The 13,994-nt window shown below is 69.6% G+C and carries 13 protein-coding genes; all 13 read left to right on the forward strand.

All coding sequences use genetic code 11. The annotated features are described in order from the left end of the window. Position 1 precedes the first annotated feature (1 nt). Entirely contained in the window at positions 2-598 is a 597-nt protein-coding gene (locus tag F2Q65_RS08820) for a response regulator transcription factor (RefSeq protein WP_246156096.1), read from the forward strand. A gap of 97 nt (positions 599-695) precedes the next feature. Further along, positions 696-1,649: a glutathione synthase gene (gene gshB / locus F2Q65_RS08825; protein WP_150092506.1), complete on the forward strand. Its 954-nt coding sequence runs from the start codon at positions 696-698 to the stop codon at positions 1,647-1,649. A 109-nt stretch (positions 1,650-1,758) separates the two neighbouring features. Further along, positions 1,759-2,799 (forward strand): FAD:protein FMN transferase, encoded by a 1,041-nt coding sequence (locus F2Q65_RS08830; protein WP_170265612.1) that lies wholly within the window; start codon positions 1,759-1,761, stop codon positions 2,797-2,799. Positions 2,800-2,853: 54 nt separating this feature from the next. Further along, the gene (locus F2Q65_RS08835; RefSeq protein ID WP_246156097.1) at positions 2,854-3,924 is read left to right on the forward strand and encodes an energy transducer TonB; all 1,071 of its coding nucleotides are present in this window, start codon (positions 2,854-2,856) and stop codon (positions 3,922-3,924) included. A 42-nt stretch (positions 3,925-3,966) separates the two neighbouring features. After that, complete coding sequence (locus F2Q65_RS08840) at positions 3,967-4,530, forward strand: YqgE/AlgH family protein (protein WP_150092510.1); 564 nt, start codon at positions 3,967-3,969, stop codon at positions 4,528-4,530. A 33-nt stretch (positions 4,531-4,563) separates the two neighbouring features. Further along, the gene (ruvX, locus tag F2Q65_RS08845; RefSeq protein ID WP_150092512.1) at positions 4,564-4,986 is read left to right on the forward strand and encodes a Holliday junction resolvase RuvX; all 423 of its coding nucleotides are present in this window, start codon (positions 4,564-4,566) and stop codon (positions 4,984-4,986) included. After that, a complete protein-coding gene (pyrR, locus tag F2Q65_RS08850; protein WP_150092513.1) occupies positions 4,976-5,584 on the forward strand; it encodes a bifunctional pyr operon transcriptional regulator/uracil phosphoribosyltransferase PyrR in 609 nt (202 codons plus the stop codon). The genes ruvX and pyrR overlap by 11 nt, the downstream gene beginning before the upstream one ends. 4 nt (positions 5,585-5,588) lie before the next feature. After that, positions 5,589-6,614 (forward strand): aspartate carbamoyltransferase catalytic subunit, encoded by a 1,026-nt coding sequence (locus tag F2Q65_RS08855; RefSeq protein WP_150092515.1) that lies wholly within the window; start codon positions 5,589-5,591, stop codon positions 6,612-6,614. Further along, a complete protein-coding gene (locus F2Q65_RS08860; RefSeq protein WP_150092517.1) occupies positions 6,607-7,914 on the forward strand; it encodes a dihydroorotase in 1,308 nt (435 codons plus the stop codon). The genes F2Q65_RS08855 and F2Q65_RS08860 overlap by 8 nt, the downstream gene beginning before the upstream one ends. A 312-nt stretch (positions 7,915-8,226) precedes the next feature. Then, positions 8,227-9,273, forward strand: coding sequence for a magnesium chelatase ATPase subunit I (bchI, locus tag F2Q65_RS08865; protein WP_150092519.1), 1,047 nt, complete (start codon positions 8,227-8,229; stop codon positions 9,271-9,273). Next, positions 9,273-11,111 carry a magnesium chelatase subunit D gene (locus tag F2Q65_RS08870; RefSeq protein ID WP_150092593.1) on the forward strand — a complete coding sequence of 613 codons (1,839 nt, stop codon included), beginning with the start codon at positions 9,273-9,275 and terminating at the stop codon, positions 11,109-11,111. Before bchI ends, F2Q65_RS08870 begins: the two co-directional genes overlap by 1 nt. Next, complete coding sequence (gene bchO / locus F2Q65_RS08875) at positions 11,111-12,022, forward strand: alpha/beta fold hydrolase BchO (RefSeq protein ID WP_150092521.1); 912 nt, start codon at positions 11,111-11,113, stop codon at positions 12,020-12,022. Before F2Q65_RS08870 ends, bchO begins: the two co-directional genes overlap by 1 nt. Before the next feature lie 31 nt (positions 12,023-12,053). Next, positions 12,054-13,970, forward strand: a complete 1,917-nt coding sequence (gene speA, locus F2Q65_RS08880; RefSeq protein WP_150092523.1) for a biosynthetic arginine decarboxylase — start codon at positions 12,054-12,056, stop codon at positions 13,968-13,970. Positions 13,971-13,994 lie beyond the last annotated feature (24 nt).

Raw genomic sequence — 13,994 nt, forward strand, 5'->3', positions numbered from 1 at the left:
CGTGCTCGACGACGAGCCGGATATGCTGAAGGCCTTGACACGGCTTCTGCGCGCACAGGGATTCCGGGCTCAGGGCTTCACCAGCGCCCGGGCGTTTCTCGCGCACGAGCGACAGGCCGGTCCCGCCTGCCTCTTGCTGGACGTGGCGATGCCCGAGATCGATGGGCTGCAGGTCCAGGAGCGGCTGCGCGAAAGCGGCGCGGAGCTCCCCATCGTCTTCCTCACCGGCCATGGCGACATCCCCATGAGCGTGTGCGCGTTGAAGGCCGGCGCCGAGGACTTCTTGACCAAGCCGGTGAACGCGGCGGACCTGCTGCGGGCGGTAAAAGGCGCGCTGCAACGTGCCTCGGATCAGCAGGTCGAGCGGGAGGAGATGGCGGCCCTGCAGAGGCGGCTCGCGTCGCTGACGCCGCGGGAGCGGGAGGTGCTCGGCCATGTGATCGCCGGCAAGATGAACAAGCAGATCGCGGCGGATCTCGGCACCGGCGAGCAGAACGTCAAGGTCCACCGCGGTCGCCTGATGCGCAAGATGGGGGCGAGGTCGGTGGCGGAGCTGGTTCGGATGGCGGAGCGGTTGGGCATACCGCCCTCTGGTTGAGCCTGCCTTTCGGGAGACCGACGATGGCCGATACTCCGAGCCCGGTCGGTCCGGGTCTGCGCTGACAGCGTCCAGGCGGCTGGAGTAAACTTCGGTCATGAAGCTCAATATCGGTTTTGTGATGGACCCCATCGGTTCCATCAACATCAAGAAAGACAGCACCTTCGCGATGATGCTCGCCGCGCAGCGGCGCGGCTGGTCGCTCTGGTACATGGAGGTCGGCGACCTCTACCTGCGCGATCAGGTGGTGCAGGCGCGCATGCGCCAGGTGGAGGTCCGCGACGACCCATCCGGCTGGTTCACCCTCGGCGAGCCCGAGGAGGCGCCGCTCAGCAGCCTCGAGGCGGTGCTGATGCGCAAGGATCCGCCGTTCGACATGGAGTACATCTACGCCACCTACCTGCTGGGCCTGGCCGGGGAGGCGGGGTGTCTCATCGTCAATGACCCGCAGATGCTGCGGGATGCCAACGAGAAGGTCTTTGCCGCCCACTTTCCGCAGTGCTGTCCGCCGCTCACGGTGACACGCCGCCCGGACGTGCTGCGAGACTTCCTGGCGGAGCAGACGGATGTGGTGCTGAAACCCCTGGACGGCATGGGCGGGCGTTCCATCTTCCGCGTCCGGCAGGGCGACCCCAACACCGGCGTGATCATCGAGACCCTGACCAAGCACGGCCAGGGCTTCTGCATGGCGCAACGCTACCTGCCGGAGATCGCCGACGGCGACAAGCGCGTCCTGCTGGTGGACGGTGAGCCGGTGCCGCATGTGCTCGCACGCATCCCGGCCGCTGGCGACCTGCGCGGCAACCTCGCCGCCGGTGCGCGCGCGGAGACCCGGCCGCTGTCGCCGCGGGATCGGTGGATCGCCGAGCAGGTGGGCCCGGTGCTGCGTCAGCGGGGCGTGCTGTTTGCCGGGCTCGACGTCATCGGCGACTGGCTGACGGAGATCAACATCACCAGTCCGACCTGCATCCGCGAGATCGATCGCGACTGCGGCACGGACATCGCCGGTGACCTGATGGACGCAGTGAGTCGCCATGTCCGCCGGTCTTGAGTCGCTTCGGCCGGGCGCACGATCGGATCGGTGCGCGGCGTTGCGGAAGCCGGGCGCGCTACGGCTGTCGCTGGTATTGCCCGTGCCCTTGCTCTGGGTGTCGCTTTTGATGTTGCTTCTGGCGGGATGCCGTGGCGCCGACACCCCCGCCTACAACACCCAGTTCATCGCCTTCGACTCGGCGGTGGATCTGAGCATCGTCGGAGAGCTGCGCGAGCAGGCGGAACTGGCCGCCGAGGAGGTCGAGCACGACTTCCGCTTTCTCGACCAGACGCTGCACGCCTGGGAGTCCGAGCCGATGGCGCGGGTGAACAGGCTGCTGGCCGAGGGGGAGCCATTTGCCGCGCCGCCGTCCATGCTGCCGCTGATCCGCCAGAGCCAGGTGCTGGCCCTGCGCAGCGACAATCTGTTCAACCCGGCCATCGGGCATCTGTGGGAACTGTGGGGCTTTCATACCGACCAGCCGGAGTGCCGCCCGCCCCCGGAAGCCGAGGCCATTCGTGCGCTGGTGCAGTCGGCGCCGACCATGGCTGACATCTACCAGGACGGCCTGCTGCTGCAAAGCGACAACCCCGCCGTCAAGCTGGACTTCCGCTTCATTGCCACCGGCTATGCCATGGATCTTGGCATCGAGACCCTGCGCGCCCGCGGGGTCGGCAATGCCGTGATCACCGTCGGCGGTAATGTGCGCGTGATTGGCGAGCGCGCCGGCCGCCCGTGGCGTATCCCGGTGCGTCGCGCATCCGGCGCCGGCGTGCTCGGCATGCTCAAGGTCAGCGGCGACAGCAGTGTGTTCACCCGCGGCGCTTACCAGCGCAATTTCATCTACCAGGGCCAGACCTATCACGACGTGATCGATCCGCGCACCGGCTATCCGGTGCAGGAGATCCACTCCGCCACCGTGCTGGTGGACGGCTCTGCCGCCGTTGCCGATGCCGCCGCCACGGCGCTGATGGTGGCGGGGCTGTCGCGCTGGACCGAGGTGGCCGGGCGCCTGGGCATCCGCCACGCCCTGCTGGTGGACGATGCCGGGACCATCCACATGACTCCGGCCATGGCCGAGCGCATCGCATTGCTGGACGACGAGGCGGATGTCGCCATCGCGCCGCTGCCCGCAGAGGAGCCCCTGCAGGGCGGAAGTCCGCGCTGACCCCGTGCCGAGCCGCCGCCCAAGCCGCTGCCGGAGTCTGTGAGGATCGCCCTGATGACCGCGCTTGCCGACCGAATTTCGGCGCCTGCGTCCATGCCGCCGGGCAGCGACCTGCGCGCCATGTCGGTCGCCGTGCTGATTGCCCTGGCGGTGCACGCCCTGCTGCTGTTCGGCGTCGGCTTCGAGTTGCCGGCGCAGCGGGCGGCGGATTCCCGCGTCATCGATGTCCTGCTGATTCGCCAGGGTGCGTCCGACCTGCCGCCATCGGAGACAGCGCTGGTGGGTGCCCAGGCGTCGCGGGACGGCGAGACGACGCTGTCGACACCGGAGCTGCCGCCGGCCGGCATGCTAGACGGCCCGGCGGATGGCGCGGTCGACGGGTCCGACGGCGCCGCCCTGTCCGCGGAACAGCCGGCCTCGCTGCTTGCCGTGCCTCTGCCGCTGGAGCTGCCATCGGAAGCTGAGCCCTTACAGGAGCCCTTGCCGGCCCCGGAGCAGGAAACGGAGCCGGAGCCGCTCCCGGAGCCAAAGCCCGAGCCCACAGCCGTCTCGGAACCGCAGCCGCAGCCCGAAGCAGAGCCAGAGCCGGAGCCCACGCCGCAACCGCGACCCGACCCGGAACCCGTGGTCACCGCCGATGTTTCGGCCTTGGCCCCGGCACTGCCGCCACGGATCTCCGCCGCGGACATCCTGGCCAGCCGCCATGCCGAGATCGAACGCCTGACCGCGCGCATCGACGCCCAAGGCAGCGCCGCCGCCAGCCGCGCCCGGCGCAAGGCCATCAGCACCAGCACGCGCGAGTACCGCTACTCCAGCTACATGGAGGCCTGGCGCCGCAAGGTGGAGCGCATCGGCAACCTCAACTACCCCGAAGAGGCGGCCCGGCAGGGCCTGTTCGGCGCCCTGATCCTGCATGTGGCGGTACGCGCCGACGGCAGCCTGGAAGGGGTGCGGGTGGTGCGCTCCTCCGGCCACGCGGTGCTGGACCAGGCGGCCATCCGCATCGTCCAGCTGGCCGCCCCCTACGCGCCCTTCCCGGACGACATCGCCGCGGAAACCGACGTGCTCGACATCACCCGGACCTGGCAGTTCCAGCGTAACAACCGTCTCGGCTGGGATAATTGACCGGCGCTTGCTTAGCGGCGGGGTGCACTGGATACTATGGCCATGGGATTCGCAACGTCGCTCACCAACCATTTCCTGATCGCGATGCCGGGTCTGAAAGACCCGAATTTTTCGCGAACGGTGACCTATATCTGCGAGCACACCGAGCAGGGGGCCATGGGCATCATCATCAACCGCCCGATGGATATCCGTCTCGGAGAGGTGCTGGAACAACTGGACATCAAGCCCAGCGCCGTCGGTGTGGCCGACACCCATGTCTTCCTCGGCGGGCCGGTGCAGACCGACCGCGGCTTCGTCATCCACACCGGATCGTTCGAATTCGACTCCACCCTCAGTGTCACCGCCGACATCCGCGTGACCACATCCCGCGACGTGCTCGAGGCCATCGCCGAAGGACGCGGACCTGAAGAATGCCTGGTCGCCCTCGGCTACGCCGGCTGGGGCAGCGGCCAGCTGGAGCAGGAACTGAGTGGCAACGCCTGGCTCAGCGGCCCGGCGGACAACCGCATCATGTTCTCCCTGCCTTCGGCCCAGCGCTGGCGGGCTGCCGCACAGATCCTCGGCGTGGATCTCAACCTGATGAGCGGCGAAGCCGGCCACGCCTGACGCCGGCCGTCACGCAGTACAGGCACTTAACCCGTGGCAACTCTGCTGGGCTTCGACTTCGGCACCAAGAAGATTGGCGTGGCCGTTGGTCAGACCGTGTCTGGAACGGCGACGCCATTGATGACCATCCGCTACCGCGGCCACAAGCCGGACTGGGCGCGCATCGAGGCCCTCGTGGGCGAATGGCAACCCGAGGCCGCCGTCGTCGGGCTGCCGTTTCGCATGGACGACACCGAGGAAGACTGGACCGACCGGATCCGTCGCTTTGCGCGCCAGTTGCAGGGCCGGTTCGGCCTTGCGGTGCATCTGGTGGACGAGCGTCTGACCACCCTGGCGGCGGAACGGCACTACGCCGAACAAGGGCAGGCCGGCTTACGCGCGCTGCAGCGGCAGCCGGACTTGGTCGACGCCTATGCCGCCAAGCTGATATTGGAAACCTGGCTGAATGAGCACTAATGACACCTTCAAGGACGCCGCGGCGGTGGACGCCGCCATCCGCGGTATGGCGGACGACCTGCGGGCCCTGTTTGCCGCCCGCGGCATCCAGAACCCGCTGATGATCGGCATCCACACCGGCGGCGTCTGGGTGGCGCAGCGGCTGCATGCCCTGTTGGAGCTGTCCGACCCCCTGGGGCACCTGGACATCTCCTTCTACCGCGACGACTTCACCCGCATCGGCCTGCATCCGCAGGTGCGGCCGTCGCATCTGCCGGAGGCGGTGGACGATCGCCACATCTGCCTGGTGGACGACGTGCTGCAGTCCGGACGCACCATTCGGGCGGCATTGAATGTGCTGTTCGACTACGGCCGACCGGCATCGGTGATGCTGGCCATCCTGGCCGAGCGCGACGGACGTGAGCTGCCCATCGAGCCGGATGTGGTCGGGCTGGAGGTGCGCCTCGGCCCCGGCGAGCAGATCAAGCTCAGCGGCCCCGAGCCCTTGCAGCTGCTGCATGGCCAAATCCCCCACGAGCGTTCCCATGATCGCCGTCGCGCCGGTGACCAGACCGGTGACGCGGCCGGAGATGAGGCTGGTGACAATGCCGGAGCGTGACCCCATGACCGGCCCGAACCCGCAGCTCGACGCCCAGGGCAACCTGAAGCACTTTCTGACCATCGACGGGCTCGACCGCGCCTTGCTGACCGAGATCCTGGACCGCAGCGAGGGCTTCCTCGGTGTCGCCCAGCAGGCGGTGAAGAAGGTGCCGCTGTGTCGTGGCAAGATCGTCGCCAACCTGTTCTTCGAGAACAGCACCCGCACCCGCACCACCTTTGAGCTGGCGGCCAAGCGGCTATCGGCGGACGTGCTCAACCTGAACATCAGCACCTCTGCCACCGCCAAGGGCGAGACCCTGCTCGACACCCTGCGCAACCTCGAGGCCATGCATGTGGACATGTTCGTGGTGCGCCATGCCGACAGCGGGGCGGCGCACTTCATCGCCAGTCATGCCGCGCCCCATGTCAGCGTCATCAACGCCGGCGACGGCCGCCATTCGCACCCCACCCAGGGCATGCTCGATATGTTCACCATCCGCCGGCACAAGGGCGGCTTCGACGGCCTTACCGTGGCCATCGTCGGCGACGTGCTGCACTCGCGGGTGGCGCGTTCGCAGATCCTGGCGCTGAACACCCTGGGGGTGCGCGAGGTCCGGGTCATCGCGCCGCGCACCCTGGTGCCCACCCGGGCCGAGGAGGCGCTGGGCGTGCGCGTGTTCCACGACCTGCGCGAGGGGGTGCGCGACGCCGATGTCATCATCCTGCTGCGGCTGCAGCGCGAGCGCATGGACGGTGGCTTCCTGCCCAGCGAGCATGAATACTTCTATCTCTTCGGCCTGACCGAAAAGCGCCTGCGCGGTGCCAAGCCGGACGCCATCGTCATGCATCCGGGGCCCATCAACCGCGGCGTGGAAATGGACTCCCAGGTGGCCGACGGTGCGCGTTCGGTGATCCTGGAGCAGGTCAGCAACGGACTGGCGGTGCGCATGGCCGTCATGTCCATGTGCATCGGTACGCAGAACCTGGGCGCTGGCCCTTCCGGCCAGCCGTTGCCCGAGGCCACAACACAGGATACGCCCCATGTCTGAGTCCCGACGCCTGAGCATCCGCGGCGGTCGGGTCATCGATCCGGCCAGCGGCCTGGACGCGGTCACCGACCTGCATGTCGACGGCCAGCGCATCGCCGGCATCGGTGCCGCACCGGACGGATTCGTCGCCGACCGCAGCTTCGACGCCACCGGCCTGGTGGTCTGTCCCGGTCTGGTGGACCTGTGTGCCCGTCTGCGCCAGCCGGGCCTGGAGCAGAAGGCCACCATCGCCAGCGAGACCCGGGCCGCGGCCGCCGCGGGCATCACCACCCTGTGCTGTCCGCCGGATACCCTGCCGCCGGTGGATACCCCGGCGGTGGCGCAGCTCATCCTGCAGACCGCCGAAGAGCGCGGGCTTGCCCGCGTGCTGCCGGCAGGGGGGCTGACCCGCGGGCTTGAGGGCAAGCAGATCAGCGAGATGGCCGCGCTGCAGCAGGCCGGCAGCCCGGTGATGAGCAATGCCGACCGCCCCATTCGCGATACCCGGGTGCAGCGCCGGGCACTGGAGTACGCCGGCACCTACGGCCTGACGGTGTTCCTGCATCCGGCGGACGCCTATCTGAGCGAAGGCGGCCTGGTGCACGAGGGTCTGTACAGCACCCGCATGGGCCTGCCGGGCATCCCCGAGGCGGCGGAGACGGTGGCGGTGGCCCGCGATCTGGCCCTGGCGGAGCAGACCGGTGCGCGCATCCACTTTCGCGGGCTGTCCACGGCGCGGGCCACCCAGATGCTGGCCGAGGCCCGGGCCCGGGGCATTCCGGTGACCGCCGATGTCGGCGCCCACCAGCTGTTCCTGACCGAGCAGGCCCTGGCAGGATTCAACGCCAACGCCTACGTGATCCCGCCCTTGCGCACCGAGCACGACCGCGAGGCCCTGCGGACGGCGGTGGCCCGCGGCGAGATCGCCGCCATCTGCTCCGATCACCAGCCCCACGAGCCGGACGCGAAACTGGACCCCCTGCCACGCACCGAGCCGGGCATCTCCGCGCTGGAGACGCTGCTGCCACTGGGACTGGCGCTGGTGCGGGAGGGTGTGCTGGACCTGGGCGCGCTGCTGGCCTGCCTGACCTGCAACCCGGCGGACATCCTCGGGGTGCCGTTCGGGCGTCTGCATCCCGGCGCCATGGCGGATGTCTGCGTCTTCGATGCCGATGCGCGCTGGACCGTCGGCCCGCAGACCCTGGTCAGCCGCGGCCACAACACGCCTTTTGCCGGGGCCGAGATGCAGGGGCAGGTGCGCCTGACCCTGCTGGCCGGTCGCGAGGTGTTCCGGCGCGGCCATCAGTCGCCCCAGGGGTGAGGCCGCGTCCGGTCAACCTGCGCATCCCGCGGCTGGCCTGCGCTGGCGCAAAGAAAGGCCGGTTTTGATTTGACCATCAAATCGCCATGGATATAGGCTTCGCGGTCAATCTACGCGTTTGCGGCGATGATGCCATCGGCCTGCCGTGAGCGTCGTCGACACCCTGCCAGACAAGACGCCGGGGCAGCGCACCCGGCAAACGACGGATCCGGCCCCGATCGTCAGCGCTCCGGGCGGATCCCGGCCCTGCCGCGGCGGGGCAGACATTCACCACCAGAGACGCGACCCCGGTCGCGAGAGGAAGAGCTGATCATGCCGGTCGCGTTTCCATTTTCCGCCATCGTCGCCCAGGACGAGATGAAGCTGGCCATCCTGATTGCCGCCACCGATCAGAGCATCGGCGGCGTGCTTGTGTTCGGCGACCGTGGCACGGGCAAGTCCACCGCCATCCGCGCGCTGGCGGCGCTGCTGCCGTCCATGCGGGTGGTGGACAGCTGCGTCTACAACTGCGATCCGGAGGCGGCCGATACGGTGCTGTGCGACGCCTGCCGCGAGCAGAAGGCGGAGAAGGGCAAGCTCAAGGTGCGCAAGTCGGCGGTGCCGGTGGTGGACCTGCCGCTGGGCGCCACCGAGGACCGTGTGATCGGCGCCCTGGACCTCGAAAGCGCGCTGACCCGCGGCGAGAAGCGCTTCGAACCCGGTCTGCTGGCACGTGCCCATCGCGGCTTCCTGTACATCGACGAGGCCAATCTTCTGGAAGACCATCTGGTCGACTCCCTGCTGGACGTCGCCGCCAGCGGCATCAACGTGGTGGAGCGCGAGGGCCTGAGCGTGCGCCACCCGGCGCGGTTCGTGCTGGTGGGCAGCGGCAACCCGGAAGAGGGCGAGCTGCGTCCGCAGCTGCTCGACCGCTTCGGCCTGTCGGTTGAGGTGAGCACGCCGAAGGACCTGGAGACGCGCATGAAGGTGGTGCGGCTGCGCGACGAGTACGAGCGCGATCCCGAGGCCTTCATCGACAAATGGAAGCGCAAGGATGCCAAGATCCGCCGCCAGATCCTCAAGGCCAAGGAGAACCTGTCGGAGGTGGACGTACCGGACGCCACGCTGCAAAGCGCCGCCGAGCTCTGTCTCAAGCTCGGCACCGACGGCCTGCGCGGCGAGCTGACCCTGATCCGCGCCGCCCGCGCCTATGCCGCGCTGCAGGGCGACGACAGCGTCGGCGTGGAGCACCTGCGGCGCGTGGCCCCGCCGGCGCTGCGGCACCGGCTGCGGCGCAACGTCCTGGATGACGCCGGCTCCACCACCCGGGTCGAGCGGGCCATCGAGGAACTGTTCGGCGAGGCGTCCGCGGCGGCATGATGGCGGCGGACGGCGCCAGCCGGGACACGGCCGGGACCGACGCGCCGGACGCGCCTGCGGAGGCGCCGCGTATCTCGCGCTGGGATGACGCCTGCCTGGCGGCGGCCCTGTTCGCGGTGGATCCGGCCGGCAGCGGCGGTATCTCGCTACGGGCCCTGCCCGGGCCGGTGCGCGAGCTTTGGCTGGAGCTGCTGCAGGAACTGCTGCCGGCGGATGAGCCCGTGCGTCGGGTGCCGCTGCACATCGCCGACGGCCGGCTGCTCGGTGGGCTTGATCTGGCGGCGACCCTGCGCGCCGGTCGCCCGGTCGCCGAGCGCGGCCTGCTGGCGGAGGCCGATGGCGGCGTGGTGTTGCTGGCCATGGCCGAGCGTGTGGCCCGCTCCACCGCCGCCCACCTCAGCGCGGCGCTGGACAGCGGCGAGGTGCTGGTGGAGCGCGACGGCATCACCGCCCGCACACCCACCCGCTTCGGCGTCGTCGCCCTGGACGAGGGCGCCAACGACGAGGAGCAGGTGCCCACCACTCTGGTCGATCGGTTTGCGATACTGCTGGACCTGGGCGACATTGCCCTGCGTGAGGCCATGCCCGCGGACTACGACGTCGGCGAGATCCTGGCCGCCCGTGGGCGGCTGGATGCAATTGCCGTCGATGACCAGGCGCTGGAGGCCATCTGCGGCACCGCGCTGGCGCTGGGCGTCGACTCCCTGCGTGCCTCGCTGGCGGCGCTGCGGGTGGCCCGCGCGAGTGCCGCTTTGGCCGGACGCGACGCGGTGACGGTGGAGGATGTCAGCGCCGCCGCGCGGCTGGTGCTGGCGCCCCGGGCCACCCAGTTGCCGGCCCCGCCGGATCAGCCGCCGCCAGACGAGGAGCCACCGCCCCCGCCGGAGGAGAATCAGGACGACAACCAGGACGAGAACCAGCCCCCCGATCAGGAGATCGACAAGCCCCTGGAAGAGGTGGTGCTGGAGGCGGCGGAGGCGGCCATCCCGGCCAATCTGCTGGCCATGCTGCAGATGGGCGCGATGCGCAGCCGCAGTCGTAGCAGCGGCAAGTCCGGCGCCATCCAGAGCGGTTCGCTGCGTGGCCGGCCGGCGGGTACGCGTCGCGGCGAGCCCGGCGCCGGGGCCAGGCTCAGCGTCATCGAGACCCTGCGCGCCGCCGCCCCCTGGCAGCGGTTGCGACGGCAGGAGCGCACCCAGACCGCGCGGAACGGTGGCCCGGCCGCGGACCTGCTGGTGGAGGTGCGACACGACGATTTCCGCGTCACCCGCTACCGGCAGCGCTCCGAGACCACCACCATCTTCGTCGTCGATGCCTCCGGCTCGGCGGCCCTGCACCGTCTGGCGGAGGCCAAGGGGGCAGTGGAACTGCTACTGGCGGACTGCTATGTGCGCCGCGACCGGGTGGCGATGATCGCCTTCCGCGGTCCGGGCGCCGAGCTGCTGCTGCCGCCGACCCGCTCGCTGGTGCGTGCCAAGCGCGGACTGGCGGGGCTACCCGGTGGCGGCGGCACGCCGCTGGCGGCGGGCATCGATGCCGCAGTCGAACTGGCCGACGGCGTCCAGCGGCGCGGTGGTACGCCGGTGGTGGTGCTGCTCACCGACGGTCGCGCCAATGTCACTCGCGAGGGCATCGGCGGTCGTGCCCAGGCGGGCGAGGACGCGCTGTCCTCGGCCCGCGCCTTCCGCGTGGCGGAGCTGAAGGCGCTGGTGGTGGACGTGTCGCCGCGGCCGCGCCCCGATGCCGAGAAGCTTGCCCGCGAGATGGGCGCGGTCTACCTGCCGCTGCCGCATGCGGATGCGGCGGCCCTGTCGGGGGCGGTCAAGGCGGTGTCTTGATGACATCGGCCCGGGTGCTCAACGACAAGCCGGTCTGGGAGCGCGATGGCGACGCTTGGCCGAATCGTGAGACCAGCCGTTTCGTCGAGGCCGGCGGGCTGCGCTGGCATGTGCAGATCGCCGGCAGTGGGCCGGTGGCCCTGCTTGCCCACGGTACCGCGGCCTCCACCCATTCCTGGCGCGGCCTGCTGCCGCTGCTGGCGGAGCACTTCACGGTGGTCGCGCCGGACCTGCCCGGTCATGGCTTTACCGGCACGCCGCCCCCGGCGGAGCTCTGCCTGCCCTGTATGGCGAGCCGGCTGGGCGCGCTGATGCGCCGGCTAGGGCTGTCGCCGGAACTGGCCATTGGTCATTCCGCCGGCGCCGCCATCCTGGCGCGTATGTGTCTCGATGGGCTGATTGCGCCGCAGCGCCTCATCAGTCTCAACGGTGCGCTGCTGCCCCTGCGCGGGCTGCCGGGCAAATGGTTCTCGCCGGCGGCCAAGCTCATGGCGCGCAATTCGTTTCTGCCGCGGTTCGTCGCCAATGGCGCGAAGAAGGACCCCAAGGGGGTGCGGCGACTGGCGGACGGGACCGGCTCGCGGCTCGATGCCGAGGGTGTTGCCCTGTACCGCCGGCTGATCGCCTCGCCGGGGCATCTGGCAGCGGCGCTGAACATGATGGCCAACTGGGATCTGCAACCGCTGCGGCATGACCTGCCGCAGCTTGATGCGGAACTGGTCCTGGTCGCCTTCACCGGCGACAAGACCGTTCCGCCGGAGGAGGCGGAGCGGGTGCATGCGCTGATGCCGCGGGCGCGCCTGCGCATCATCCGGGGGTTCGGGCACCTGGCCCATGAGGAGGCCCCGGAATTCGTTGCCCGGCTGATTCTCGATTGCGTTGCGCCGGCCCCGACCCCCGCTACCGGCTGAGCGCGCGGGCCCGCAGGGAGACCCTTAGTACATGTCCGATTCCGTCGCCTGTTGCGAATCCATCTATGCCATCAGCCGCTGGGGCGAGGGCTATTTCCGCATCAATGATGCGGGGCACCTGTGCGTGCGACCCGATCCGGCGCGTGATACCGAGATCGATCTGGTGTCGCTGGCGGCACGGTTGCGCGAAGAGGGGCTGTCGTTGCCGGTGTTGCTGCGCTTCGACGACATCCTGCGCCATCGGGTGCGCCGACTGCGGGGCGCCTTCGACTCGGCCATGGCCGGTCTGGGCTGGGGCGGGGCCTACCGACCGGTGTTCCCGATCAAGGTCAACCAGCAACGCAGCGTGGTGCGGGCGATCCTCAGCGGCGGCGGCATCGGCCTGGAGGCTGGTAGCAAGCCGGAGCTGATGGCGGTGCTGGCGCTGGTGCCGCGGGACCAGACCGTTGTCTGCAACGGCTACAAGGACCGCGAGTATGTGCGCCTGGCGCTGATCGGCCGCCGGCTCGGGCTGCGGGTGTTCATCGTCATCGAAAAGCCCTCGGAGCTGGACCTGATCCTCGAGGAGGCGGCCCGGCTCGGCGTCGAGCCGCTGCTCGGGGTGCGCGCGCGCCTGGCCGCGGCGGCTGCGGGCAACTGGCAGAACAGCGGCGGCGAACGGGCCAAGTTCGGCCTGTCGGCGAACCAGATCCTGGCCCTGGTGGAGCGGCTGCGGGCGGTGAACGGCCTCGGCTGGCTGCGGCTGCTGCATGCCCATCTGGGGTCGCAGATTCCCACCCTGCAGGACATCCGCGCCGGCGTTGCCGAACTGGCGCGCTTCTACGCCGAGCTTTGCTCCCTCGGCGCCGGCCTGGACACCGTGGACTTCGGCGGCGGCCTGGGGGTGGATTACGAAGGCAGCCGGACCCGCGCCTACTGTTCGGTCAATTACAGTCCGGAGGACTACGCCCTGGCGGTCATGGAGACCCTGGCGGATGTCTGTCGCGCGCGCGGGCTGGCGGATCCGGACGTGGTGACCGAGTCCGGCCGCGCCCTGACCGCCCATCATGCGGTCCTGATTACCGACGTAGTGGACCGCGAACAGGCCGGCGGCATGACGGTAGCGGCAACTGAGGCCGGCGCTGACGATACCGATACTGGCGCCGGAGCGGATGCCGATCCGGACCTGCGCACCTTGCAGCAGGCCCTGGCCAGGGCCGGACAGGAACCCCCGCTGGAGCTGTTCGAGCGGGCAGAGACGGCCCTGCTCTCGGCGCGCCGACGGTTCGCCGACGGGCGTCTGGGGCTGGCTCAGCGCGCCCGCGCGGACGAGACCTATGCCGCCATCTGCCGGCGCCTGCGCACGCGGCTGTCCCACGCCAATCGGCGCCAGCGGGAGTTGCTCGATCGCATCAACGCGGAACTGGCGGACAAGCTGTTCTGCAACTTTTCGCTGTTCCAGTCGTTGCCGGATGTCTGGGCACTGGACCAGATCTTTCCCATCGTGCCGTTGCAGCGGTTGCGCGACCTGCCGACGGAGCGGGGGGTGGTGCATGACCTCACCTGCGACTCCGACGGCTGCATCGCGGCCTATGTGGATCAGGACGGCATCGAGGCCAGCTTGCCGGTGCATGCCTTCGATCCGCGCGCCGAGGTCTACCTGCTGGGCATCTTCATGGTGGGCGCCTATCAGGAGATCCTGGGGGACATTCACAACCTGTTTGGCGACACCGACGCAGTCAATCTCGAGCTCGACGGCCAGGACCCCCATGGCTATCGGCTGCTGGAGCCCGAGCGCGGCGATTCCGCCGACGAACTGCTGAGCTATGTCCACTTCGAGCCACGCGAACTGCTTAGCCGCTACCGCCGCCGCCTGGACACGGCCGACCTCGACCGCGAAGCGCGCGAGCGGCTCTATCTGGAACTCAAGGCCGGGCTGTACGGCTACACCTATCTGGGGAGCGTCTAGGACTTCATTTTCAGCGGCGTGCGC

The sequence above is a fragment of the Thiohalocapsa marina genome, assembly GCF_008632335.1.
Taxonomy (GTDB): domain Bacteria; phylum Pseudomonadota; class Gammaproteobacteria; order Chromatiales; family Chromatiaceae; genus Thiohalocapsa; species Thiohalocapsa marina.